The following is a 21,647-nucleotide window of genomic DNA, read 5'->3' as shown; positions in this document are numbered from 1 at the left end:
GACCACAAAGTGGTCAAACCATGAATAGCCCCGTATGAAATGCGGGGTAGGAATTAAATAGAAAATAACCCCACGACGGCGAAGCTGTCGAACTTTTGGTTTAAAGAATTACAGATTCCAGCTCGCTCCACTAAAGAAGTTCTTCCAACTAGCCCTCAAAATCATTTTGTAGCCATCACTTTTTCACAAGTACAAACCTCCATACATACCCTTCCTAATCTCAATTATGATATCTTTGATAGTATCAAATGATACTATCAATGAGACCACCATATGATATTACGCCGAAGATTCTGCAGTTAGTCAGCTCGATCTCAGAAAAAATCGGTGAAGCAAATACACTTTTTTTAGACAAGCAATCTCCTCAGCTTCGCAAGCAAAATAAGATTAAGACCATCCATTCTTCTCTTCAGATTGAAGGAAATACACTCTCAGAAGATCAGATTACGGCTTTGATTGAAAACAAACGTATCATTGGTCCACAGAAAGACATTACTGAAGTCTTGAATGCGATAGAAGTTTATGAAAATCTAAATGCCTACAAATCCTCCTCTGAGAAATCATTCTTATCCGCACACGCAACTTTGATGGAAGAATTGATTGATCAATATGGCTGTTATCGAACGCGAGGGGTTGGAGTAGTTAAAGGATCACAAGTTGCACATTTGGCTCCGCCTGCCTCCAATGTTCCTGGACTCATGAAGGATCTTTTCCAGTATCTAAAAAATGATAATGAGCTTGCTTTGATCAAAAGCTGTGTTTTTCACTACGAAATGGAGTTCATCCATCCCTTTATGGATGGAAACGGAAGAATGGGAAGGCTTTGGCAAACTATAATTCTTAAGGAAAAATATGCTGTATTCGAATTTCTACCCTTTGAAACGCTCATTAGTCAAACTCAAGATGAATATTATCAGTCCTTGTCAGCAAGTGATAAATCTGGGAATTCAACGATTTTTATCGAGTATATGCTTAGAATTATCGACGCTTCTCTTGCTAACTTATTAAATGTCAACAGCCAAACTTTAACCTCAGAGCAGCGTATCGCTCACTTTATTTCTTTAGGGAAAATTAAGTTTAGCCGAAAAGATTACATGGATGTCTTCAAGACAATTTCCTCTGCTACCGCAAGTCGGGATTTGAAAAAAGCGGTGGAATCAAGCTTTATTCTGGCTGAAGGAAAAGGAAATCAGATGAGGTATTTTGTAAAGTAAATTTTCAAAAGTTTTTTCATTGAATCCCTATGCTGTATTTACACTGAACATCAATGTAAACATCCTTTTTTGCTCAAAACCCCACTTGGATGTATATTCTCTATATTAACACCCCTCTTACATTATGTTAATGCATTGATTTTATATTTACATTTTAATCTGTATGTTTACACTACACATAGTTTTACTGAAAAAATATACAAAATGTCAATAAAAATTTACTCAGGACCTATGCTTAAGCAGTGGATAGAAAAAAATAAGTTAAGCAAAACGGATGTCGCGAAGCAGCTTGGAGTAACTAGGCAGCAAGTTCACAGTTATTTCAATACAACTAACCTTCAACATAAGACAGTTAAAACTATAATTTCCAAATTTAATGTTGAGGAGGAAGACATTTGGGAAAGCGTAAATGAAAATTCAAACACTGTAAATACTCATTTTATATCAGAGCCTAGCATAATCATTGAGAAAGGTATAAATGATTACATCCCCTTGAAAAATGGAAATTGTTTATTAATTACGTTTTTGGTTGAAGAATATGCACATGCAGGATTTATTTCAAGATTTACCGATCAGGAATTTTTGGAGAAAATGCCAAACCATTCTATAGTTGTGGACAGGTTTCCTTTAGCAAAACATTATTCATTTCGAGTTATTGGGGAAAGCATGAATAATGGGACTTCTGAATCTATAATATCAGGCGCAATTGTTACCGCTAGGGAAATTAATAAGAATCTATGGAATTCCAGATTCCACATCAACAGACTCAAGGATTATGTGATTGTTCACAAGAAAGGAATAATAGTGAACAGAATAACTGAACATGACACCAACGATATGACTATTATCTGTATGTCTCTTAATGGAGACAAAAAGACATATCCTGAATTCCCTGTGAATTTAGATGAATGTATAATGTTACTCCAAATTGTAAACGTATACACTTCAAGATGATACAATTCTAATAAATAGCATCCAGTAAATTTGAACCCGAATGCCTCCTACTTTCAATGGGAACGCTAATTTTCTAGGCTCTCCAAATACCCCTTAAACTCCTCAAAGTCATTTCCCAATGCCTCCACTTTTTTCTCTCCATCCATAAAAGAAGCAAGTCTTTCTGGAAGTTCAAGCTTCAAATCCAGCGCTCTTTCTACCGTTTCTCGGAACTTGCCTGGATGGGCAGTTTCTAAGAATACTCCTTGGTAATCGGCGTTTTCTGCCATAAAATCCTTCAAACCCAAATACCCCACTGCTCCGTGAGGATCCATTGTGTAACCAGATTTTTTCACTTCCTGCATTACCTTTACCGTATCTTCATCAGAATAGGAATACCCTCTAACGTTGTCCTTAAGAACTTTTGAATCTCCACCGTATAGCGCAACAAGTCTAGGAAAATTACTCGGGTTCCCTACATCCATGCTATTACTGATAGTTGCAACGGAAGATATCGCATTGAACTCAGCTCCATTTAAGTAGTCAGGCACAACCTTATTAGCGTTAGTAGCTGCTACAAATTGATCAATTGGTAAACCCATTCTCTGAGCAAGAATACCTGCAGCAATATTCCCGAAATTCCCAGAGGGAACCGCAAATGCTACTTTCTTTTCGCTTTTTGGTAGTCTGGAATAAGCGTAGAAATAATATAAACACTGCGGAATCCAGCGAGCCACGTTTATTGAATTCGCGGAAGTCAGTAACAGTTTTGTATTCAGTTCAGCATCCAAAAATGCTTCTTTCACTAACTTCTGACAATCATCAAAAACCCCATCCACTTCCAGTGCAGTGATATTTTGTCCCAAAGTTGTAAACTGTTTTTCTTGAAGCTCACTAACTTTCCCCTTTGGAAAAAGAATAATCACTTCCACTCCATCTACACCCAAAAATCCATTAGCGACGGCAGATCCTGTATCTCCAGAAGTAGCTACCAGCACTCGCACGGTGCGATCAGATTTCTCCATCAGCATGCTCATCAGTTTGGAACAAAAGCGTGCTCCAAAATCCTTAAACGCAAGCGTTGGTCCATGAAAAAGCTCCAAGCTGTAGACATCTTCCTCCACCTTCACCAGCGGCGCATCAAAAGTCAGCGTGTGATCTACCAACTCTTTGATTTGCTCCTGACTCAACGAGGAAGCGAACAATGCTCCAATCACTTCGTAGCCTATTTCCTGAAAGCTCATTTCAGGAAATTTATCCAGAGTAGTATTCGATAGAACAGGAATATCCATCGGTATATAAAGCCCTTGGTCTGGCGCCAAACCTTTGATCACTGCCTCAGCAAGGCCAACTTGATGGGCTGAATTATTTGTGCTATAAAACTTCATACGCTTATTTCTCTTCGATGATGTAGGCTCCTCTAGTGTTAATTTCAGAGAAATAAACATCAACCTCTAAGCCTATTTTTGAAAATATTTCTTTGCCTGCCTCGCCCACTGCTTCTGCAATTTCTTTTCCTTTAGAAAGAGCGAAAAGTGTAGGTCCTGATCCTGAAATCCCCATCCCTAAAGCTCCAGCGGATTTCAGAGCTTCTCTTACTTCGTAAAACCCTGGAAGCAATACAGCCCGATAAGGTTCGGCTATCACATCACGAAGCGATCTGGAGATCAATTCAAAATCACTTTCATATAAACCTGCAATCAGTCCTGCCACATTCCCTGACTGTATTGTAGCATACTTCATAGGGATCATATCTCTAAGGACTGATCTGGAATCGGCCGTTTTCAACTCAAAATGAGGGTGCAGAAGTGTGCAATAAAGCCCTTCAGGTACTGGCAACTTAATCACATCCAATGGGTGATAATCTCGAATCAATGCAAATCCACCTAATAAACTTGGAGCTACGTTATCTGCATGCCCAGCTCCGCAAGCGACTTTCTCTGCTGCTATCGCAAAAGGCAACAGATCTTTTTTCTCAAAAGGATCTCCCAAAAGTCTATTTGCAGCAGCCAAGGCAGCCACAGCACTTGCAGCACTTGAACCCATCCCAGATCCTAAAGGCAGCCCTTTAGTCAGGTAAATATTCATCCCTACATTAGAACCTAATTCATCCAACATGGCTTGAATAGCAACTGCACAAGTATTTTTCTCAGCTTCAAGCGGAAGTTTCCCCTCATCTCCTTCAATAGAAACGACCTGCAAACCTGGTTCATCTTTCAGAACTAGCTCAACTGTATCGCCCATAGCGTCAATTGCGAATCCTAGGATGTCAAACCCACAGGAAACATTCGCGACAGTCGCAGGGGCAAATGCTTTGACCGAGCGCATTACTCTCTAGTGTAGTTACCGATTCGAATCACATCTGCAAACACGCCCGCAGCAGTCACATCAGCTCCAGCTCCTGGCCCTCTGATGATCATCGGTCTGTCTTTATATCTATCTGTAGTCAAAAGAATCATGTTATCAGATCCCCCCAAACCACTAAATGGGTGCGCAATTGGTAGAGAATTTAATCCCACTTTAGCTTTTCCATTTTCCAAAGTAGCCATGAAGCGAAGTCTTTCTCCTTTTGCTTCAGCTACTTTAAGCATTTCTGCAAAGTCTATGTCATGCGTTCTCAGCACTTCAAAAAACTCAGGAACAGAACCGAGATTCTGACAATCTTCTGGCACCATGCTTTGAATTTCTATAGAATCAAATTCCAAATCTTGCTCTGCTTCACGACCCAAAATCAAAATCTTCCTCGCCACATCCATTCCACTTAAATCATCTCTTGGGTCTGGCTCTGTGAATCCTAATTCTTTTGCTTTTTTAACCACTTCGGAGAAAGGATCACCCTTTTCCAATTCGGAGAAAATATAATTCATTGAGCCAGAAAGCACTGCTTCGATACGAATCACCCGATCTCCACTTAGCATCAAATCCTGTAAAGTATTGATCACTGGAAGTCCAGCTGCCACATTGGTTTCATATAAGAATTTCACACCACGCTTTTTCGCCAACTTCTTTAATGCTCTATATTGATCCATTGAGCCTGAATTGGCTTTCTTATTCGGAGTCACTATGGCAACTTTCGCTTCTAGAATTTTAGTATAAAGCTCTGCCACATCCTGACTTGCAGTACAATCCACAAATACAGTATTGGAGAAGTTCATCTCCTCCATTGTTCTAATAAACTTATTCAAGTCGGTTTTTTCGTCCGAGTCACTCAATTCGTAAGGATTGCTTAGGTCAAAACCATCCTCATGGAATGCCATGAATCGGCTATTTGCCATCCCATGAATCTGGATGTCAAGTTCATTGTCACCACGTAATTTTTGCTGTTGATTTGCGATCATCTTGATCAATGCCTGACCTATAAGTCCAACTCCTACTAAAAACACGTGTAGGACTTTATTTTCAGAAAGGAAGAATGCTTCATGCAGCGCATTCAGTGCTTTCTGCAAATCTGGCTGAGGAATTACAGCCGAGATATTCAGCTCTGAACTTCCCTGTGCGATTGCACCTACGTTGATGTTATTTCTTCCCAAGGCACGGAACATTCTTCCAGATGCACCCGGATTATGCTTCATGTTTTCACCCACTACTGCCACTGTAGCTAAGTCATGCAATAAGATCACCTTATCCATTTCACCGGATTTGATTTCGTAGAAAAACTCTTTTTCCACTGCCTCTTTTGCCAGATAAGATTCTTGCGTTTTGATAGCTAGACAAATGCTATGCTCGGAAGAAGCTTGGGAGATCAATAAGACATTGACTTTCGCCTCTGCCAATGCTTTAAAAACTCGACTAGTGCCAACCGTAGAATCTAGCATTCCTGCTCCTTGCACGGTCACAATAGAAACGTTTGGAATAGAGCTAATTCCTTTGATCAAAGCCCCTGGGCTTACCTCACCATTTATAAGTGTCCCTGGATTTTCAGGCTCAAATGTGTTTTTGATATAAATAGGGATGCTTTTGCGCATCGCCGGCTGCATAGTTGCTGGAAAAATAACCTTGGCACCGAAATGCGAAAGCTCCATTGCCTCATTGTAACTCAACTGAGGAATAGTGAAAGCGGTATATACTAATTTTGGGTCCGAAGTCAACACTCCAGAAACATCAGTCCAAATCTCGAGATTCTCAGCATCCAGTGCTGCCGCAAAAATAGCTGCGGTATAATCAGAGCCTGACCTACCGAGTGTAGTGGTTTCTCCTTTGGCAGTGGATGAAATGAAACCTGTGATTACTTTGATGCCGTCATACTTCGCAAAGTAGTTTTTGATTGCCTCATTGGTTACTTCAAAATCAACTTTTGCCTGTCCAAATCTATCATTGGTACGAATCACATCCCTAGCATCAAGAAACTGTGTTTTCAATCCCTGACCCTGCATAGATTCTGCAAGAATAAATGCCGAAAGTCTTTCTCCGAAACTCGCCACATAATCCAATGTGCGAGGAGAGTTCTCTTTGATCAGATAAATCCCATGAAAAAGATCTTCCAGCTCTTTGAATCTTACCTTCACAAAAGTCATCACAGTAGATTGACTTTGTACAGAAATAAGTTGACGCACGATCGCCAGATGCTTTTCTTCAAGCGTCTGAAGCACTTCGCGATAAGCTTCATCCCCTTCTCTGGCTAGCTGTGCGATTTTCAACAAACTCTCGGTGACACCACCAAAAGCAGAAAAAACTACCGCTAATTCGTGCTCTTTAAGCTTCTCTTTGATAATAGAGAAAACTCGCTGTATATTTTCTGGGTTCGCTACGGATGAGCCACCAAACTTGATGATTTTCATAGGTTATGAATATTTTTTAATGATCAGTACCTGACCCGATATCTTGGGATGAAATCTCGCATAATTGATAATCGTACCTCTGTGTGAACTTTCGGCCATGCTGGACTTCATAAATACTACTTCTGAATTAATTACTGGGAAATTAAAATAGGCCTATATAAAAGGCCACGGGGGCGGGTAATTTAATGATTGTGACGGGATCAACCCGTAATCGTGGTACCCATCCATGTCGTCAAAGAAAAAGTGGCGCAGGTTCTAGCTTCCATAGCTGGAAGAAGATTTAAGTCTGAAGAGATTTTTTCTGCAAATACCATAACTGGACTATTGACAGGACAATCTTACTGCCAAAATTTTTATTAGCCAAACAAACCATTGTAGTTTTTTGAAAAAAATAGAAATTCTATTAGAAATACAGCAACAATTTCAAAGAAAATTAAGAATCTAGTATAATCAATGCCAAGACGCTTAAAACGCAAAATTGAATTTGGTGTCAATTTGTGTATTTTAGAATACACTAAACACGTGAAAGAATGAAAGCTTTTAAAACTCTATCCTATGGACTAATTTTCTTTCTCTTAGTATGTTGTGGGAGCTCCAAATCAATACATCCCTTAAAACTACTGACAAGTAATAGCTGGACACTATCATCACTCATGGGTAGAGGGCTAGATATAAATCAATTCCCTGGCGGCTTCCCTTCCCTGGCATTTCTTACTGAGGGAAAGTTGTCAGGATTTTCCGGCTGCAATAATTTCTCAGGAAGCTTTTTATTAGAAAGCACTGGACTAGAACTTGATCCAGGAGCAATGACCAAAAAAATGTGCCCTGGCCTAGGTGAGCAGGATTTCATTACGGCTTTGAACAAAGTTGGGAATCTGAAAATAAGCAAAGAAAAACTCATCCTACTCGATGGAAGCACCGAGCTGATGAGTTTTGTGCCTAAAAAGACTAATTAAAATTTAAAGCAACTCGGTGATCAGGATGGATTTTCCACGAAACTCTACTTGATCATTTTTTTTGTTGCCAACCAAGATCTCTCCAAGTGGGGAGTTTTTGCTTAACATAAAGAGCTTTTCACCATCGACCGTGATTTGACCTAGGCTGATAGAAATTAAATACGTATCTGCTCCTAATTTAACTAGACTACCTTCCTGTATAGTGGCAGATGGCTGCTTGATCGCCTGGAATCTGCACAATTCATCGAATTCGAAATTCGCCTGCTTGAGCTGATTTTCGACAGTCATGAGATCACGGGACATAGTTTCTCTGCCCGTCTCAAACTTATCTCCTGCACTACTTTTCGTATCCTCCAAAATCCCATCATTGATTGCCTTTCGCTCGGCTTTCAATAGGTTGATTTTCTCTTTCACCTGCGTGATCGCAGTCTGATAAACTTTTTCTTTAAACGTATTCATATATGATCAATTGCAGCCGTCTTTTCGGCGAGTATCGATGATGTAAACTATTTTCCAGCCTTCGGCCATTTTTACTAATTGAAATGAATTCACGCCACAGTGGCTGAATTTATTATTGGCATAAAATTCATATGGAGTCCACGCAGTTGCCATGGGCCCATCTATATTGATCTTATAATCGGTAATTCGTTCGTCAAGGTTCATTTCAGCAGGAAGACTTCCAATCCCTTTAATAAAATCAACTACCGAACCAGCTTTTACCATGCCAATATCTCCACTTGTCTCTATGGTTTGCATAATTGCATTTTCTGAAAAAGTAGCCTCAATTTGACTTGAATTTTTAGCTCTCATGCCATCAAATAGTGATTCGATCACAGCTTTTACGGCAGCCTCTTCTGACTGCGCCCAAACAGGAGCTGCTATCATAAAGGCAAACACTAAGAGTAATGCTGATTTATTGATCATAACGAATTATACCTCCCCATAAAGTTTGAATGTCATATTGCGCAAAGCATGTGTGTTGACCGCATAATGCATAGCCTCTGCAATTTCGTCTGCGCTTACCCATTTACTAAAATCTGCATCTGGCATTGATTCTCTATTTGGAGGTGTATCTATAATACTTGGTACAAAAACATGCGATCTGATTGGGGTATTTTTGGTCTCCTCGCCCACTATTTCAGCTAATGATATGACTAGTTTTTTACTCAAGGCATATGCCAAAGTTTCTCCGGCAGCTTCCATTTGCAAGGCTGGTCTAGCTCCTACAAATAGGAAAGTACCTTTTTCTTCTTTCTTCATAAAGGGTAAAAAGCCTTTTACCAAATGAAAAGCGGAGAAGAAGTTAAGGGTAAACATTTTCTCCAGGTCTGCTTGGTTAGTTTTTGATATATCTCCACTTGTATAGCCCCCTACGAGAAATGCAAGTGCATCTACCTCCCCATATTGTAGAAAATATTCTTTGATAAAGTCTGAAACAGAATTTTCATTAGTCACATCTACCTCATAGAAATCATCTGCCTCTTCAACTTCTTCATCCTTGCCTGGCTGTAAAAGTGCAATGACGTGATAGCCCTCACGCTTAAACTTCTCTACGACTGCTGACCCTAGATTCCCTGCTGCTCCTGTGATTATTATATTTCTGCTCATACTACTCCAAGATTCTTTCTGATATTTGTTAAAAATAGGCTTAATTTTTCAAAACAGATATGAATCAACTTAAATCCATAATCAAAGATCAGGAAAACAAACGTAGGAGAAACTTCTTTTTAAAGCTCATTCTACTAGTGATATTGGTGATAAGTTTTGAGTCAAATAGTCGACTTAGCCCATTTTTCGACACGTATTTGATCGCTTCTAACCTTATTAGAGCAGTCATATTTTTATTAAGTGGGAATTTGATAATCTCCTTGGCCAGAATAATTACGCTACAATTTTATCTAAAGAAAAGAGAAGATATTCGTGTTCAACCCAATTTTGTAATTGGCATTGATAGACTTTCCTCCTTGTTCAATATCATCGTGTTTTTAATCACCTTGATGTTGGCATTTGGTGTTCGCCCATTGGAGTTCCTCACCAGTATTACCATAGTGGCAGCAGCAATCGCTTTGCTCACTAAGGACTACATCACTAATATCGTGAATGGTTTAATAATGATGTTTTCGGATCAGTTGGAAATAGGTGACAAGATAAAAATTGGGAATAGTTTGGGGTTTATACGGGATATCACGCTGATTAATATGGAGCTAAAAAGTGAGACAGGAGAAATTATCATCATCCCAAACACACTGGCGCTGACCTCAGAAGTGGTGAATTACTCTAAGAATAATTCTCATCAAGTCATCATGGACTCAGAGATTCCATTTTATTCAGCGATTCAGTTAAGCGACCTGGAAAAAGTATTGAACGCATCCCTATCAGAATTCTCTGACTACATATATATAGAAGGTTCGCAATTAAACATACTAGATCACAAGCCAGAAAGTATCATCATTCGATATCAATTCCCTATTAAATCAGGAGAAAAAATCGTCGAAAGAAATGTCAAGAAAACCATCAACCAAGCCTTAATCAACTGGTCAAATGAAACCCGAAAAGCCTAATTATTTTGATCTAGTTTATCAGGTAGTTCGCCTGATCCCAAGTGGAAGAGTTACTAATTATGGAGCGATTGCACATTATTTAGGGATAAAAAGCGGAGCAAGAATGGTTGGCTATGCGATGAATGCAGCGCATACCATGGCCGATGTACCAGCACATCGCGTGGTGAACAGCCAGGGATTATTGACAGGCAAAGGGCATTTTTCCACACCAACTGAGATGCAGGAGTTACTGGAGAAAGAAGGAGTAAAAGTCTTGAAAGACAAGGTCCAGAATTTCGATAAGGTATTTTGGAATCCAGAGGTGGAGTTGGTGGTATGAAAAATTGAGAAGAATCTATCCAATTAATTTACTCTTAAAACCCTTCTGACTCTATCAGGATATCTACTATACATTCCAAAGCAAGTTGAAACTAAACCTAGAATAAGCAAAAACATAAATATTCCAGAATTCTCTGTCTTTACATCATCGAAAGCCAAAATCGTTTGTCCATTTACATCAATTTGATAAACCTTAGGCTCAAAATTTTCCATTTGATTTCTATTTACCCAAACAGTAACCGATTCTGAGTTTTTAAGAAAATCTGAAATTCGATAATACTCCTGCTTAGAATATTCTTCTCCGATATTTTCTCTCAAAATAAATTGCTTAGCAAATTCATCAAGACTAAAGGATAAAGTTGCCCGACGGCTTTTATCTTCATGACCAAATCTCCCTCTAGTTGAGACATTTTCAATAAATACTTTAGATGTAAAAATTGTCCCATCTAATCTTTCAAGAGATGACTTGAAAGTTGTCATAGTCTGAAAATTAAGAAGTAATGCAGAAATCAAACATATTATTCCAAACCCAATTATTCTAAGTTCATATTTGCTTTTGTGAGCTGGATTAATATTTCTTTCCAGAACCCAAGGTAGATTTTTTGTGGTACTTTTGATTTTGGGATTGTAATTCACTTTTACACCTTTTTCATCAAGCAGCCATTTGGCTGCCATTTTAGCTTCCTCTACATAGCCATCACTTCCTATTATTTGCTCTAATTTTTGAGTGGTTTTATTTGATAATTTTTCAGTAAACTTATTCCTTTTACCCATATGGTTTAGTTAGACTCAAGTATCCAAATCACTTCCTCCTCAACAAATACAAGCCAACAAACATAATCAACCCATTCAAAATCAGCGCTTCGAAACCAAACTTGTAACCCCAGAATAGTTCTTCTGAATTGGATGCTATCGCAAAAGTCAGCAAGGGTGCAAAGACAGCTAGGTAAGGGACGAATTTATCTTTGACCTGCCACTTGGTGAATAAGCCAAACGCATATAATCCAAGCAAAGGTCCGTATGTATATCCCGCGATCACAAAAACTGAATTAATCACGCTCTGATTATTGATCCAGTAAAAAGCCATAATCACCAAGAACATAATAAATGTGAAAGCGATGTGGACTTTCTTTCTTACTGCAACCCGCTTTTCCGCAGGATATCTTTTCTCTATCTCTAGAAAATCAATGCAGAATGAAGTGGTCAAAGCTGTAAGCGTGGAATCTGCACTGGAATACGCCGCTGCCGTAATGCCTAACACAAATACAATTCCTGCAAAAGGCGTGAAATATTCTGTAGCCAGAAGAGGAAAAAGCTCATCTGTTTTAGTTGGCATTGGAACGCCATTAGTTTCTGCATATAAATAAAGCAATACGCCCAAAGCCAAGAAGAGCAAATTTACAAAAACCAAAATCGTTGTAAACCAGAACATATTTTTCTGTGCTTCACCGATATTTTTACAAGTCAAATTCTTTTGCATCATATCCTGATCCAAGCCTGTCATGACTATAGTGATAAAAGCTCCAGAGATAAATTGCTTGAAGAAATTTGTCCCAGATTTCCAATCCCAGTCGAATATCTTGGAGCGGGGATCATCTGACACGGACTTGACATAATCGCTTACTCCATCAAAATTCAATGCATTACCGACGGTAATCACACACACCACAACAGCTGCTAGCATAAAAAATGTCTGAAGTGTATCCGTCCAAACCACCGTTTTGATACCTCCGCGATGGGTATAAAGCCAAATTAACCCGACCGTAATTAACACAGATACCCAAAATGGAATACCTAGGGAATCAAATAGAATAAGCTGAAGTACACTTGCAACTAGAAATACCCGTATGGAAGAGCCTAAAGTTCTAGAAAGAATAAAGAAAAAAGCCCCAGTCTTATAGGACCAAAAGCCAAATCTATCATCTAGGTATGAATAGATAGAAACAAGATTCAACCGGTAATAAAGCGGCAGCAAGACTTTTGCAATAACGAAATACCCCAAGGTGTAACCCAAAACAACTTGGAAGTAAAAGAAGTTAGAATTACCAACTTCCCCAGGAACGGATATGAAGGTCACTCCTGAAAGTGAGGCTCCTATCATACCAAATGCTACCAAGAACCAGGGTGACTGCCGGTCTCCAGTGAAGAACGTATCAGCCGAAACCTTGCGTGAAGTGAAGTAAGAAATTAGAAATAGCAGTAAAAAATAACAACAGATTACAATGAGTACTACTTGGGAATTCATAATTCGTATTGAAGTGGGTGCGCTAAGTTGTTCAATATTCTTAATTTTGCAAAATGAATCATTCAAACGACCCATTTCCGTATAGCGAAGAATCCGAAGTTTTGGTGGAGGACATGATAGATGTTGAATCCAACGACCTGATTGTTTACAATGACGAATTCAACACATTCGACCATGTGATCAAGATTCTCATGAAAGTCTGCAAGCATACGAATGAACAAGCAGAACAATGTGCTATCACCATTCATTACAGAGGAAAATGTGCGGTAAAAAAAGGTAGTATCACAGAGCTAAAACCTATGTGTGAAGCTATCTTAGATGCCGGAATCCAAGCCGAAATCGTTTAAATCCACCCACAATTGAATTTCCCTTCCAAACTGATAGAAGATGCTGTCATCGAAATATCCCGACTTCCTGGGATAGGAAAGAAGACCGCTCTTCGACTAGCACTTCATCTTCTCAAGCAGCACGAGGCAAACACCGAAGCACTGGCATTGGCGATCACCCGTATGCGAACTGAGATCCAGTATTGCAAAAACTGCCATAATATTTCAGATTCAGAAGAATGCAGTATCTGCATTAGTCATCGCCGTGATGGATCAATTATTTGCGTGGTCGAAGATATTCGTGATGTTTTAGCAATCGAAAACACCAATCAGTTTCAAGGTAAATACCACGTGCTCGGGGGAGTGATCTCGCCTATCCAAGGCATCGGCCCAGAGGAACTGAAGATCGAATCATTGCTTTCTCGAGTAGATGCCGCTGTGCAAGTTGAGCCTATTCAAGAAGTGATTTTAGCGCTCAGCGCGACCATGGAAGGAGATACAACATCTTTCTATCTGGCAAAAAAGCTGAAAGAAAAAGGCGTTATGGTCAGTTCTATAGCCCGGGGAATACCTGTGGGAGGTGAATTGGAATTCACAGACGAAGTTACCCTAGGTAGAAGCATCATGACTCGAATTAATTACTCTACCGAGTAAAATTTCCTTTGCACAGCAAAAACCTAGGTCTATATTTGCAAACCAAAAGGGGGATTAGCTCAGTTGGCTAGAGCACTTCGCTGGCAGTGAAGGGGTCAACGGTTCGAATCCGTTATTCTCCACAACAATTAAACCCTAACTATCTGAAATATTGAAAGTTAGGGTTTTTGTTTTTTGGCTTGGTGCAATTAGTGGTGCAAATCTTTCCTTTTCAGCTAAGGATTTTAAAAACTGATATTGTAGAGGTGCTTTTTAATTAAGAAGCCAGATCATTAGAATTAAAAAAAGAATTCCCATAATAATTAAAAGTATTACGCCTCCCGTAGTATCGGCCTCTTTTCTCAGTTTTTCCATTTTTAACGTCAAATCAAAATTATCTGGTGTATTTGGAACATTATTTAGGTACAATTTTCTTGCTTCCTCAATATTTCCTGAATCGTACGCTTTAATGACTGACTTTTTCCACATCATTTCAATTATGTCAGCATGGCTCTTTTCTTTACTTGCTTGCGCTTTAGGATCCCATGTATGACCACATGACAAACAAAAAACTTTGATCTTACCGCTTCCATGGGTTCCGGCTATAGCTCCTAAAGGACCAGCTAACACGGCTCCTGCCAAAGCTTTGCCCCCGCTAAATCCTTTCTTTTGAGCTGTTACTTGATCGGATGAACAATTAGGGCATTTTACCATAGTTATCATTGTTAGTTTCCACAATCTCAGTAATTTATCATTGGAATACATACCCTATACAGGGCATTTTTATTGAAACGATTATCGTTTGGCTGCATTTAAAATATCTGCAAGCTCTTCATTAATCTTGGCCATTTGTTCCAGCTGTACAGGCGTAAAAGAGTATGATCCTGATGGATGCTTAAATTCTATTGGTTCGTCTTCATTTTTTATCACGTGCATAAAGTAAGATAATAAGGAAATGATTACCCCAGAATGCACACTAATAATAGTGTCAGACAAAGAAGAAAAAACCCCTGTTTGCTTAGATCTTTTCAGTAGGTGCCTAGCCATAGCATGGTTTATACCTACGATTTTATTTAATTGGACTCGAAGAAATTCCAAGTCTGGATTATTTAGTAATGCCATTATATCAATACTTTAAATGTGAAATTGTTACAATTCTATAGATTCTTCAAAGATGTCAATTCTACTGCTTAAAATACTTAACCAATCAAACAAGAATTGATCATCTTTAAAAAGGCTCTCTGATAGCCTAATCTTTTCTAGTCCGGATCTCATTTCTAAAAGTCCGTTTTGCAATTGGGCTTTCAAGTCCGCTTGCTGTGTAGGTTCTGCAGCCTGTAAATTGGCCTCTCTGATTCCTTCGCGAATCTGATCAAATGCAATTGCCTTTCCTGTAGTCTGTGTCTGTGTTGTCATGATGTTAGTTTTTAAGTGATGCTTGATATTTTGAGTATGATAGATAAAGTTTCCAAAGCTGCTTTTTTATTGGATCTGGCAAAAGCTCTTGATTGTCCAGGAGGGTAAAAAGCTTTTCAGAATTGGTCTGTAATTCGACTATTGTTTGTTTGCCCTTTGTCCTTTCTAGGTTGCTCAAAAGCTCTGTAATTGCTTCGCTATTCATTGATATTTTCGCTTTGTTTTCTCAATGATAAAGGCAAAAAAAACACCATGCAAGAAAAACTTTATTTATTTAACTACCTGTAAATAAGTTACTTACACCTCTAAATACTATGCTTACACTCGAAAAATTACCTAATCACATTTCTTGAAACATTCTCTTTCATTGACTTTTCAGGATTCCAACTTAGGTATGGTATTCCAATGAAAACCAGTATTTTTTTGCAGCCTAATTCCTTCAAAGCCTTTGCCCGGTGATTTCCATCTATTATTTTCTTATTGTACTGATCAAAAATTATAGGAGGTGACCATCCCGATTTTAAAAACAGAGCTTTGTACGTTTTGATTTTGACTTTTGCAGCTTCATGAAACTCCTTTTTGAATGGCCAAAAATCATCTGAAATTGGGAGCTTACTAGTTTCAATTTCTACCAAAACAAACCTTTCATATTGTATTAGGCTCATTTCAATGTAGGAGGCTTTTATCCAGCTCCGATAATTGCATAGTGCTTGTATGTACTCTTTCATGTCATTCTTTGACATTTCCCGTCCTGCTTTCCAGGTCTTGACCTCATTGAAAACATTATCTTTTTTCCGTTGTGATTGGATTTCAGTTTCTGTCAAAACGGGTGCTTTTTTGAATAAATTAAACATAGTTAGCGTTTTATAGCTTTGAAAACTGTTATCATTTTATACCCTAATTCCTGCAAAGCTTTGGCGCGGTGGTTTCCATCCAATATGATATTTTCTTCTTCGTAATAAATTAAAGGTGGATACATTCCCGTTTGCTGGGTAAGAGCCTTATATTTTTCAACTAAGTCCCTATATTCCTTTTTCACCTCTTCTTTTAAAAGGTCTATGTCAACAATTGGAAGCTTACTAGTTTCGATCTCGACTAGAACAAATTCTTTAATTTCACCTAAATTCAATTCAGGACATTGAATCCTTAGCCAAAAATCATAGTTGCGACTAGCGTATATTAATTCATTAGCTGCCATTCCATCAGTCATTCTCGCATAGTCATAAACATCATTCTTAGACATTATGGATCCAAAAGGTTTTTGACTGATTAGAAACATTAATACCCTGTTTTGTAACTCATTTGAAAAGTTAAGTCCAGTAGTTTCGCGCGGGTCGGTAAAATCAAGATTATTAAACATTTTGCTTTTCGTTTAGGATTGAATCAATCAAATTATTTAGCTGGCTATCTGTCAGGCCGTCTAATTTCTGAGTAACTGAAATATTGCCATCTACACTCTTAAGCCTTGGAAGTACAAAGGATAAAAGCTTTTCATAGATCTGGACACGTGCATATGGATCAAGCTTGTTAATGTCCCTTTCAATCTTTACCCAATTTTTCTCAAGAAAAGCGGTTACATTTTCTTTTAATGGCCTGTTCGCCTTGTTCGAAATTCCCTTAGGTCGTCCGGCTGGATTGTTGGTTTGTCCCTTTTTAGGCATGGTTTGTATATTTTGATCTTTTCAAAAGAAGGAAGGGACTAAACCCCTCCTTCAATAACTGATTTAAAGCCTTCTCTTAACTCAGTTGCTTCTATCGCTACAATCTCATTGCCTTCAATAGATGATACCTGTATGAGGTCTAAAACTGTCTCACAATAAAAGAACTGCTTACCCTCCACCTCCTGCAATTGCTCCAATAGTTGATAGTCCCTGCCTACGATCGCTTTGGCCTTCAATGCTCTTGCCTCTTCTGAATTTGGCTGTATAAGTTGCATTACAGTAGTATTCCAAGGTTTAACACATATCCTTTATCCTGAAAGTCGAATAAGGGACTCTGTTCAATCAAAGGATTTGAATAGGCACTAAATACGCCCGTTTCCTCTAAAAGCCTTGTTGCCTCTGTTAATGCCTTTGCAGCTTCATTTAACTTTTCGAATGCTTCTATTTTTTCGGGGCTGTCTCCTAGGATCTGGAATTGTGGTTTTGTCAATCCCTCTATGTTTGGCACAATTGAAACAATGCCTTCCTTTACTTGGAAGTAGCTAACATTCACTTCAAAGGATCTTGTCCCACCGCTTGAAGGTATGCGACACCAACTATTCCCGTTTCTATACAATGCCTCTAATTGCAAGATCAAATCTGTATAGGTTTCTGATTCAATTGAGTCAGCAAAAATCCTTTCTTTTAAAGCCTTAGGTAAATCAATTTTGTCGACCTTAACCTGCACTATTCCTGCATACTTGTTTTTGAAATAATCAATGTCATAGATCTTCTCTAAGCTTTCTTGGTCAAACTTTCCCACCTCCAAAGCATTCCAGGCTTGAGCTACTTTATTCATTCCCTTTTCTGCTGCTTTTAGGCCTGCTTGATATTGACTGTATGCATGTGTGTGCTCATGTAGTACAGAAAATGATTCGTTTTGATTTTTGGTGATTTTCATGGTGTGTGATTTAATTTTTAAATTTTAGTTCTAAATATTCTCTGAGCATGTTTATTGCATGTCCTTCATTTTCAATCCTTGGATTGTTGGCTTTCATCCATGCTTCCCAATTGTCCGCAAATTTTACAGTCCAATTTTCAAGGCTTACACCGTATTCATTTATGAGTTTTTCTAAATAGTCATCGTATGTATAGACTTTTTGTAAAATCCTTTCATACTTCCTAGGGGCTACTCTATAGTCAACCATATTTTTAATATTCATAAAATTCAAGAAGGTATTTTTTAAATGATCTTCGCTTTCAAATTCTTTGTCACTACTCAAGCGACAAAACCTATCAATATCTCTTTTTACCTCATATTGAATAAATCCTTTCAATTCCAATTCCTGTAGATATTTTTCATTTTTCAAAATCTCATGAAAACGTGTAATCCCTATTTTACATGTTTCCTTTTTTAATTCTTTAAATGTTTCATTCTTTACCTCTTTACTCTTTACATCTTTAGAGGTAGTCAATGGATAGGCTATCAATAGGCTATTAATAGAGTCTTGTAATTGAATAAATCCACTTTCATTTTTAGTCCTAAGCAACTGTTTTACAGGATCTTCTAATTCTGAAAATCTTATCTCTATTGATCTTACCATTTTTGGATTCCACTTTTGATTCTTAATCCAATTGACAATCCAAATCCATCCATCAGTAAAATAGATTTTGCCGTTTTCCTCAAATTTTAAAAGCATCTCTTTCACCTCCTTTTCAGGTATTCGAGTATCTATAGAAATTCGTCTTGGTGTGTGATCGTAAATGCCTAATAGGTTTGTTTTCTGATTTGTGATCAGATAAATGAAAAGAAGTTTTTCAACTGGCTCCAACTCATCAAACCAAACATCTGTCCACATGGCTGTATTGATTGACCTTCTAACATCCATTTTCAACCCCTTTCCAGTAGATAGGATTTGTTGAATAAAACCCAACCTTACGCCTTGTCAATGGGTCAATTCCCGTCTTAACACGCTGTATGGATTTAGATTTTAGCCAATCATTGACATACCAAGTAATGTTACTTCGCATTATTCCCGTTTCTAAGGCTACCTGAAGCATTGACTTTGGAGTAGTCCAAAAGCCTCTAAAAACTGCCTTTGTTTGAATTAGGAATCTGCTATCTTTGGATTGATTATAAGAGTTGCTACACTCCAAGCCTTTGCCCTCCTGGGGGCTTAGGCTTTCTTTTTTTGAAAGTCCCATGCTTTAGCTCCCTTTCTTTTCGATAGCTTCAAGGACTTTGCCCCAATCGTAACGGATGTTAGTTCCTATTCTAAGGCATGGAATTTTGCCTTTATCCCTCCACCGAACTATCGTAGGTTCTGACAAATTGAGCCTTTGGCAAATCTCATTTGTGTCAATTATTTCGGCTTGTTTTCCTGCTCTTGACTGAGAAATTCCAGCAAATGCAATACTTATAGCCTTCGTGACTGATTCAGAAATTAACAGTGCTATCTGATCCGGTGTGATTACAACTATGGGCTTATCCAACCTTACCCCCCTTCTTAAAAGCTTTCTGTATTTCAGATTTTTCAAAAAAGTATTTTCTTCCTATTTGATAATAGGGGATTTTTCCGTCAGTAAGAAGTTTTTTTGAAGTTGGGATTGAGGTCCCTGTATATTTGCCTAGTTCTGCTAGGCCTTGAATGTATTCACCTTGAGGCAATACGGCGGGTGTGTTTTTTGCTTCCATAACTTAGAGGTTTTAAAATCCGTTGTGTTATGCATTACACAACGTAGTAGATTTTTTTTAAAACCCCTTTGTTCGGGAGTGACACTAAAGTAAAGAAAGATTTATAAAGTTAAAAAACTTCTTTGTTTTTTTTTAACTATTCATTTACAGCAACCTTTAGAACTGGTTTACCCCATGCTTTAGCCATTTCATTTCGTTTCCTTTCCTCTGTTACTTTTACATATCGCTGGAATGAAGCATAAGAAGTATGTCCAGTTGTAGACATGACAGTTTCCGCTGGTACTCCCTTTTCTAAACTTAATGTGGCAAAACTCTTTCTTCCAGCGTGTACACTAATTAGCTCCCATTTTTGAAAAATCTTGACAATCTTATTATTTCCCCTAAACCTTATTATTTCCGTAGGCTCGTTAATCTCTGCTAGCTTAGCCAATTCCTTTAAATAATCATTCATCTTCTGATTACTTATCACTGGCAATGGAATTAACATATCCTTGTATTTAACAAGTATATCATAGGCCTGGGGTGTTAGCGGAACGGTTAGAAGTTTAGTAGTTTTCTGTACCCTTATATTAAGCTCCATGCCTTTAACGTTTTCCCAGCGAAGATTTTTAAGATCTGAATATCTGAGTCCGGAGGCACAAGAGAAACAAAATACATCACGAACCTGATCCAGTCTTTTATTATCTGATAAATCTAAATCAAGTAAACTTTGAAATTCTCTTTCTGTCAATGCGATAACCTCAAGATCATCTTTCTTTAAGTTGAACCCCTTATAGTTCTGATTAACTTCTATACCATGCTTTTGAGCATATCCAAGAAAGGTTTTTAAGGTGCTTATTTGTTTGGCAATCGTAATATTATTTAACGTGCGAACTGTTCCTTTTTTTGTCACTTCCTGCCAATCCACTAAAAAGCTTCTGAAGCCTTGCATAAACTGGTAATCTATTTTCTCAAACCTTACTTTATTTTCCCGTTTAGCTGATTCATAATTTTTCAAATGTTTTCGAAGTGATTTATAAACACCCAAACTTCCTTGTACCCTGGTATTTTTATGATCTTCGATATACCGCTCGATAAAATCAAACACTACCCCTTTAGGCTCTTCTTTTTTGGTTACTTCAGTCTTACTTTTCAAATAGGATTCAACCAGCATTTCCACTGAGAAAGTAATCTTATTTCCTCTGAATTGATCATCTAATTCGGTTAATTTTAATTCGATTTTATCAAGCTCGGTATTTATAGACTTTACCTCTGACTCCATAAGGGGAGGGAACGCCTTTCTTTCTATTCCTAGCTTTTTGAGTTCTCGATCATTTAGGTAGATAGCTTTTCTAGGTTTTGCTTCATTGTCCCAATTCCAAGGATAAACAACCTGATCCGTTGATAGCCTTTTTCTTTTCCCTTTAACTGAAACAATGGCAGATATAGGACTTTTGCCTTCACTGCTTAAAACCTCTTTCCTCAATTCAAATCTTAAAGTATGTGCCATAGCCTTTTTGTGGTGCAACCTGTGGTGCAATATCCTTTATCAATGGTGCAACCTGTGGTGCAATTTAATTGATATTCAGATTTTGTAATCTTTGGCAATTTACGACAAAAAAGCGCATTTAATTAATTTAAAGTACATAATCACTAAAAATAATAATCAAAAATAATCTATAGGTTCAAGTCCGTTATTCTCCACTTTTCAAAAGCTTCACAGAAATGTGAGGCTTTTTGTTTTTTAATACGAACTTAACGAGTAGCACTTCCTTCCTCAAATAAAAATGCAAGTGGGATTGCTGATTTGTTTTCTACTCAGATTATACTGTGAAATTGATAGATGCGACTCCTTATCCAGACATTAACAATCCTCACAAACCTGAAGACAAATGTGCAATTTTAATCATCTCGAAGACATCTACTTAAGATTGTTTAAATTCGCATGACTTT

28 protein-coding genes and 1 tRNA gene are annotated in these 21,647 nt (G+C 38.0%); 8 read left to right on the top strand and 21 right to left on the bottom strand.

Features of this window, described 5'->3' with window-relative positions; translation table 11 throughout:
• Window positions 1-260 precede the first annotated feature (260 nt).
• Both BVH02_RS05800 and BVH02_RS05795 read left to right on the top strand, forming a co-directional pair.
• Window positions 261-1,214 (top strand): Fic family protein, encoded by a 954-nt coding sequence (locus tag BVH02_RS05800; protein WP_086500081.1) that lies wholly within the window; start codon window positions 261-263, stop codon window positions 1,212-1,214.
• A gap of 204 nt (window positions 1,215-1,418) precedes the next feature.
• The gene (locus BVH02_RS05795; protein WP_086500079.1) at window positions 1,419-2,168 is read left to right on the top strand and encodes an XRE family transcriptional regulator; all 750 of its coding nucleotides are present in this window, start codon (window positions 1,419-1,421) and stop codon (window positions 2,166-2,168) included.
• Between the two features lie 65 nt (window positions 2,169-2,233).
• Here the strand turns inward: BVH02_RS05795 and thrC are convergent, their stop codons facing one another.
• Genes thrC through thrA form a run of 3 tightly spaced genes read right to left on the bottom strand, consistent with a single transcriptional unit; the run spans window position 2,234 to window position 6,925 of the window.
• Window positions 2,234-3,535 (bottom strand): threonine synthase, encoded by a 1,302-nt coding sequence (thrC, locus tag BVH02_RS05790; protein WP_086500663.1) that lies wholly within the window; start codon window positions 3,533-3,535, stop codon window positions 2,234-2,236.
• Window positions 3,536-3,539: 4 nt separating this feature from the next.
• Window positions 3,540-4,475 carry a homoserine kinase gene (locus BVH02_RS05785; RefSeq protein ID WP_086500077.1) on the bottom strand — a complete coding sequence of 312 codons (936 nt, stop codon included), beginning with the start codon at window positions 4,473-4,475 and terminating at the stop codon, window positions 3,540-3,542.
• Window positions 4,475-6,925: a bifunctional aspartate kinase/homoserine dehydrogenase I gene (thrA, locus tag BVH02_RS05780; protein WP_086500075.1), complete on the bottom strand. Its 2,451-nt coding sequence runs from the start codon at window positions 6,923-6,925 to the stop codon at window positions 4,475-4,477. The genes BVH02_RS05785 and thrA overlap by 1 nt, the downstream gene beginning before the upstream one ends.
• A gap of 530 nt (window positions 6,926-7,455) precedes the next feature.
• On the opposite strand from thrA, the gene BVH02_RS05775 reads away from it, so the two are divergent.
• Entirely contained in the window at window positions 7,456-7,881 is a 426-nt protein-coding gene (locus tag BVH02_RS05775; protein WP_086500073.1) for an META domain-containing protein, read from the top strand.
• A 3-nt stretch (window positions 7,882-7,884) separates the two neighbouring features.
• Here BVH02_RS05775 and BVH02_RS05770 read toward each other — a convergent pair whose 3' ends face one another.
• From BVH02_RS05770 to BVH02_RS05760, 3 genes are read right to left on the bottom strand one after another with little or no spacing between them, the layout of a single operon-like run.
• A complete protein-coding gene (locus tag BVH02_RS05770) occupies window positions 7,885-8,340 on the bottom strand; it encodes a hypothetical protein (protein ID WP_086500070.1) in 456 nt (151 codons plus the stop codon).
• A gap of 6 nt (window positions 8,341-8,346) precedes the next feature.
• Complete coding sequence (locus tag BVH02_RS05765; RefSeq protein ID WP_086500068.1) at window positions 8,347-8,805, bottom strand: nuclear transport factor 2 family protein; 459 nt, start codon at window positions 8,803-8,805, stop codon at window positions 8,347-8,349.
• 6 nt (window positions 8,806-8,811) lie between these two features.
• Window positions 8,812-9,489, bottom strand: coding sequence for an SDR family NAD(P)-dependent oxidoreductase (locus BVH02_RS05760; RefSeq protein ID WP_086500066.1), 678 nt, complete (start codon window positions 9,487-9,489; stop codon window positions 8,812-8,814).
• Window positions 9,490-9,548: 59 nt separating this feature from the next.
• Between BVH02_RS05760 and BVH02_RS05755 the strand changes: the two genes are divergently transcribed.
• Entirely contained in the window at window positions 9,549-10,442 is an 894-nt protein-coding gene (locus BVH02_RS05755; RefSeq protein WP_086500064.1) for a mechanosensitive ion channel family protein, read from the top strand.
• The gene (locus tag BVH02_RS05750; RefSeq protein WP_086500062.1) at window positions 10,423-10,761 is read left to right on the top strand and encodes an MGMT family protein; all 339 of its coding nucleotides are present in this window, start codon (window positions 10,423-10,425) and stop codon (window positions 10,759-10,761) included. Before BVH02_RS05755 ends, BVH02_RS05750 begins: the two co-directional genes overlap by 20 nt.
• 23 nt (window positions 10,762-10,784) lie before the next feature.
• On the opposite strand, the gene BVH02_RS05745 is transcribed toward BVH02_RS05750, so the two are convergent.
• The gene (locus tag BVH02_RS05745; protein WP_086500060.1) at window positions 10,785-11,534 is read right to left on the bottom strand and encodes a hypothetical protein; all 750 of its coding nucleotides are present in this window, start codon (window positions 11,532-11,534) and stop codon (window positions 10,785-10,787) included.
• A 28-nt stretch (window positions 11,535-11,562) separates the two neighbouring features.
• The gene (locus BVH02_RS05740; RefSeq protein ID WP_086500058.1) at window positions 11,563-13,005 is read right to left on the bottom strand and encodes a sodium:solute symporter; all 1,443 of its coding nucleotides are present in this window, start codon (window positions 13,003-13,005) and stop codon (window positions 11,563-11,565) included.
• 53 nt (window positions 13,006-13,058) lie between these two features.
• On the opposite strand from BVH02_RS05740, the gene BVH02_RS05735 reads away from it, so the two are divergent.
• The 3 genes from BVH02_RS05735 (at window position 13,059) to BVH02_RS05725 (ending at window position 14,107) form a co-directional block, all read left to right on the top strand.
• Window positions 13,059-13,352 (top strand): ATP-dependent Clp protease adaptor ClpS, encoded by a 294-nt coding sequence (locus BVH02_RS05735; RefSeq protein ID WP_086500054.1) that lies wholly within the window; start codon window positions 13,059-13,061, stop codon window positions 13,350-13,352.
• A gap of 12 nt (window positions 13,353-13,364) precedes the next feature.
• Window positions 13,365-13,985 carry a recombination mediator RecR gene (gene recR / locus BVH02_RS05730; RefSeq protein WP_086500051.1) on the top strand — a complete coding sequence of 207 codons (621 nt, stop codon included), beginning with the start codon at window positions 13,365-13,367 and terminating at the stop codon, window positions 13,983-13,985.
• 48 nt (window positions 13,986-14,033) lie between these two features.
• A tRNA-Ala gene (locus BVH02_RS05725) sits at window positions 14,034-14,107 on the top strand.
• 130 nt (window positions 14,108-14,237) lie between these two features.
• Here the strand turns inward: BVH02_RS05725 and BVH02_RS05720 are convergent.
• The 13 genes from BVH02_RS05720 to BVH02_RS05655 all read right to left on the bottom strand — a co-directional run bounded on the left by BVH02_RS05720 (window position 14,238) and on the right by BVH02_RS05655 (window position 21,204).
• Window positions 14,238-14,702: a hypothetical protein gene (locus tag BVH02_RS05720; RefSeq protein WP_146260380.1), complete on the bottom strand. Its 465-nt coding sequence runs from the start codon at window positions 14,700-14,702 to the stop codon at window positions 14,238-14,240.
• Between the two features lie 57 nt (window positions 14,703-14,759).
• Window positions 14,760-15,086, bottom strand: a complete 327-nt coding sequence (locus tag BVH02_RS05715) for a hypothetical protein (protein WP_086500047.1) — start codon at window positions 15,084-15,086, stop codon at window positions 14,760-14,762.
• A 27-nt stretch (window positions 15,087-15,113) separates the two neighbouring features.
• Entirely contained in the window at window positions 15,114-15,380 is a 267-nt protein-coding gene (locus tag BVH02_RS05710) for a hypothetical protein (RefSeq protein ID WP_086500044.1), read from the bottom strand.
• A 332-nt stretch (window positions 15,381-15,712) separates the two neighbouring features.
• Window positions 15,713-16,234, bottom strand: a complete 522-nt coding sequence (locus BVH02_RS05700) for a ParB N-terminal domain-containing protein (protein WP_086500039.1) — start codon at window positions 16,232-16,234, stop codon at window positions 15,713-15,715.
• A gap of 2 nt (window positions 16,235-16,236) precedes the next feature.
• Complete coding sequence (locus BVH02_RS05695) at window positions 16,237-16,740, bottom strand: ParB N-terminal domain-containing protein (protein WP_086500037.1); 504 nt, start codon at window positions 16,738-16,740, stop codon at window positions 16,237-16,239.
• Window positions 16,733-17,041, bottom strand: coding sequence for a hypothetical protein (locus BVH02_RS05690; RefSeq protein ID WP_086500035.1), 309 nt, complete (start codon window positions 17,039-17,041; stop codon window positions 16,733-16,735). Before BVH02_RS05690 ends, BVH02_RS05695 begins: the two co-directional genes overlap by 8 nt.
• Window positions 17,042-17,079: 38 nt before the next feature.
• Window positions 17,080-17,316 carry a hypothetical protein gene (locus tag BVH02_RS05685; RefSeq protein ID WP_086500034.1) on the bottom strand — a complete coding sequence of 79 codons (237 nt, stop codon included), beginning with the start codon at window positions 17,314-17,316 and terminating at the stop codon, window positions 17,080-17,082.
• Complete coding sequence (locus tag BVH02_RS05680; RefSeq protein WP_086500032.1) at window positions 17,316-17,981, bottom strand: hypothetical protein; 666 nt, start codon at window positions 17,979-17,981, stop codon at window positions 17,316-17,318. Before BVH02_RS05680 ends, BVH02_RS05685 begins: the two co-directional genes overlap by 1 nt.
• A gap of 10 nt (window positions 17,982-17,991) precedes the next feature.
• On the bottom strand, window positions 17,992-18,879 hold the full coding sequence (locus tag BVH02_RS05675) for a hypothetical protein (protein ID WP_143244183.1): 888 nt from the start codon (window positions 18,877-18,879) through the stop codon (window positions 17,992-17,994).
• 19 nt (window positions 18,880-18,898) lie between these two features.
• Entirely contained in the window at window positions 18,899-19,225 is a 327-nt protein-coding gene (locus BVH02_RS05670; protein WP_086500029.1) for a hypothetical protein, read from the bottom strand.
• A 3-nt stretch (window positions 19,226-19,228) separates the two neighbouring features.
• Window positions 19,229-19,513 carry a helix-turn-helix domain-containing protein gene (locus BVH02_RS05665; RefSeq protein WP_158093858.1) on the bottom strand — a complete coding sequence of 95 codons (285 nt, stop codon included), beginning with the start codon at window positions 19,511-19,513 and terminating at the stop codon, window positions 19,229-19,231.
• Window positions 19,506-19,715, bottom strand: coding sequence for an excisionase family DNA-binding protein (locus BVH02_RS05660; protein ID WP_086500026.1), 210 nt, complete (start codon window positions 19,713-19,715; stop codon window positions 19,506-19,508). The genes BVH02_RS05665 and BVH02_RS05660 overlap by 8 nt, the downstream gene beginning before the upstream one ends.
• Window positions 19,716-19,851: 136 nt before the next feature.
• Entirely contained in the window at window positions 19,852-21,204 is a 1,353-nt protein-coding gene (locus BVH02_RS05655; protein WP_086500025.1) for a site-specific integrase, read from the bottom strand.
• Window positions 21,205-21,647 lie beyond the last annotated feature (443 nt).

Source organism: Algoriphagus ratkowskyi, assembly GCF_002150505.1.
In the GTDB taxonomy this organism is placed as follows: domain Bacteria; phylum Bacteroidota; class Bacteroidia; order Cytophagales; family Cyclobacteriaceae; genus Algoriphagus; species Algoriphagus ratkowskyi.
This window is presented reverse-complemented; position numbering and strand designations above follow the sequence as displayed.

Bases quoted from the DNA above. Each gene is read 5' to 3' on its own strand.
- BVH02_RS05800 (WP_086500081.1), top strand. From the start codon at position 261: ATGAGACCACCATATGATATTACGCCGAAGATTCTGCAGTTAGTCAGC.
- BVH02_RS05795 (WP_086500079.1), top strand. From the start codon at position 1,419: ATGTCAATAAAAATTTACTCAGGACCTATGCTTAAGCAGTGGATAGAA.
- thrC (WP_086500663.1), bottom strand. From the start codon at position 3,535: ATGAAGTTTTATAGCACAAATAATTCAGCCCATCAAGTTGGCCTTGCT.
- BVH02_RS05785 (WP_086500077.1), bottom strand. From the start codon at position 4,475: ATGCGCTCGGTCAAAGCATTTGCCCCTGCGACTGTCGCGAATGTTTCC.
- thrA (WP_086500075.1), bottom strand. From the start codon at position 6,925: ATGAAAATCATCAAGTTTGGTGGCTCATCCGTAGCGAACCCAGAAAAT.
- BVH02_RS05775 (WP_086500073.1), top strand. From the start codon at position 7,456: ATGAAAGCTTTTAAAACTCTATCCTATGGACTAATTTTCTTTCTCTTA.
- BVH02_RS05770 (WP_086500070.1), bottom strand. From the start codon at position 8,340: ATGAATACGTTTAAAGAAAAAGTTTATCAGACTGCGATCACGCAGGTG.
- BVH02_RS05765 (WP_086500068.1), bottom strand. From the start codon at position 8,805: ATGATCAATAAATCAGCATTACTCTTAGTGTTTGCCTTTATGATAGCA.
- BVH02_RS05760 (WP_086500066.1), bottom strand. From the start codon at position 9,489: ATGAGCAGAAATATAATAATCACAGGAGCAGCAGGGAATCTAGGGTCA.
- BVH02_RS05755 (WP_086500064.1), top strand. From the start codon at position 9,549: ATGAATCAACTTAAATCCATAATCAAAGATCAGGAAAACAAACGTAGG.
- BVH02_RS05750 (WP_086500062.1), top strand. From the start codon at position 10,423: ATGAAACCCGAAAAGCCTAATTATTTTGATCTAGTTTATCAGGTAGTT.
- BVH02_RS05745 (WP_086500060.1), bottom strand. From the start codon at position 11,534: ATGGGTAAAAGGAATAAGTTTACTGAAAAATTATCAAATAAAACCACT.
- BVH02_RS05740 (WP_086500058.1), bottom strand. From the start codon at position 13,005: ATGAATTCCCAAGTAGTACTCATTGTAATCTGTTGTTATTTTTTACTG.
- BVH02_RS05735 (WP_086500054.1), top strand. From the start codon at position 13,059: ATGAATCATTCAAACGACCCATTTCCGTATAGCGAAGAATCCGAAGTT.
- BVH02_RS05715 (WP_086500047.1), bottom strand. From the start codon at position 15,086: ATGGCATTACTAAATAATCCAGACTTGGAATTTCTTCGAGTCCAATTA.
- BVH02_RS05710 (WP_086500044.1), bottom strand. From the start codon at position 15,380: ATGACAACACAGACACAGACTACAGGAAAGGCAATTGCATTTGATCAG.
- BVH02_RS05700 (WP_086500039.1), bottom strand. From the start codon at position 16,234: ATGTTTAATTTATTCAAAAAAGCACCCGTTTTGACAGAAACTGAAATC.
- BVH02_RS05695 (WP_086500037.1), bottom strand. From the start codon at position 16,740: ATGTTTAATAATCTTGATTTTACCGACCCGCGCGAAACTACTGGACTT.
- BVH02_RS05690 (WP_086500035.1), bottom strand. From the start codon at position 17,041: ATGCCTAAAAAGGGACAAACCAACAATCCAGCCGGACGACCTAAGGGA.
- BVH02_RS05685 (WP_086500034.1), bottom strand. From the start codon at position 17,316: ATGCAACTTATACAGCCAAATTCAGAAGAGGCAAGAGCATTGAAGGCC.
- BVH02_RS05680 (WP_086500032.1), bottom strand. From the start codon at position 17,981: ATGAAAATCACCAAAAATCAAAACGAATCATTTTCTGTACTACATGAG.
- BVH02_RS05675 (WP_143244183.1), bottom strand. From the start codon at position 18,879: ATGTGGACAGATGTTTGGTTTGATGAGTTGGAGCCAGTTGAAAAACTT.
- BVH02_RS05670 (WP_086500029.1), bottom strand. From the start codon at position 19,225: ATGGGACTTTCAAAAAAAGAAAGCCTAAGCCCCCAGGAGGGCAAAGGC.
- BVH02_RS05660 (WP_086500026.1), bottom strand. From the start codon at position 19,715: ATGGAAGCAAAAAACACACCCGCCGTATTGCCTCAAGGTGAATACATT.
- BVH02_RS05655 (WP_086500025.1), bottom strand. From the start codon at position 21,204: ATGGCACATACTTTAAGATTTGAATTGAGGAAAGAGGTTTTAAGCAGT.